Origin of the sequence: Aeromonas sp. D3, assembly GCF_027705025.1 — a bacterium.
Taxonomy (GTDB): Bacteria; Pseudomonadota; Gammaproteobacteria; order Enterobacterales; family Aeromonadaceae; genus Aeromonas; species Aeromonas salmonicida.
Genome location: NZ_JAPDBE010000100.1, coordinates 1 through 820, shown reverse-complemented (window position 1 = coordinate 820; position 820 = coordinate 1). Strand labels below are relative to the sequence as shown.

Sequence of the window (820 nt, the reverse complement as noted above, 5' to 3'; positions counted from 1 at the left end):
GGCACTGTTGCAAAGTTAGCGATGAGGCAGCCTTTTGTCTTATTCAAAGGCCTTACATTTCAAAAACTCTGCTTACCAGGCGCATTTCGCCCAGGGGATCACCATAATAAAATGCTGAGGCCTGGCCTTTGCGTAGTGCACGCATCACCTCAATACCTTTGATGGTGGCGTAAGCCGTCTTCATGGATTTAAATCCCAGCGTGGCGTTGATTATCCGTTTCAGTTTGCCATGATCGCATTCAATCACGTTGTTCCGGTACTTAATCTGTCGGTGTTCAACGTCAGACGGGCACCGGCCTTCGCGTTTGAGCAGAGCAAGCGCGCGACCATAGGCGGGCGCTTTATCCGTGTTGATGAATCGTGGGATCTGCCACTTCTTCACGTTGTTGAGGATTTTACCCAGAAACCGGTATGCAGCTTTGCTGTTACGACGGGAGGAGAGATAAAAATCGACAGTGCGGCCCCGGCTGTCGACGGCCCGGTACAGATACGCCCAGCGGCCATTGACCTTCACGTAGGTTTCATCCATGTGCCACGGGCAAAGATCGGAAGGGTTACGCCAGTACCAGCGCAGCCGTTTTTCCATTTCAGGCGCATAACGCTGAACCCAGCGGTAAATCGTGGAGTGATCGACATTCACTCCGCGTTCAGCCAGCATCTCCTGCAGCTCACGGTAACTGATGCCGTATTTGCAGTACCAGCGTACGGCCCACAGAATGATGTCACGCTGAAAATGCCGGCCTTTGAATGGGTTCATGTGCAGCTCCATCAGCAAAAGGGGATGATAAGTTTATCACCACCGACTATTTGCAACAGTGCC

General features: G+C 52.1%; 1 protein-coding gene. It reads right to left on the bottom strand.

Annotated features, from left to right (window positions below):
* Positions 1 to 52 precede the first annotated feature (52 nt).
* Positions 53 to 757: an IS6-like element IS26 family transposase gene (locus tag OKC28_RS22910; protein WP_001067858.1), complete on the bottom strand. Its 705-nt coding sequence runs from the start codon at positions 755 to 757 to the stop codon at positions 53 to 55.
* Positions 758 to 820 lie beyond the last annotated feature (63 nt).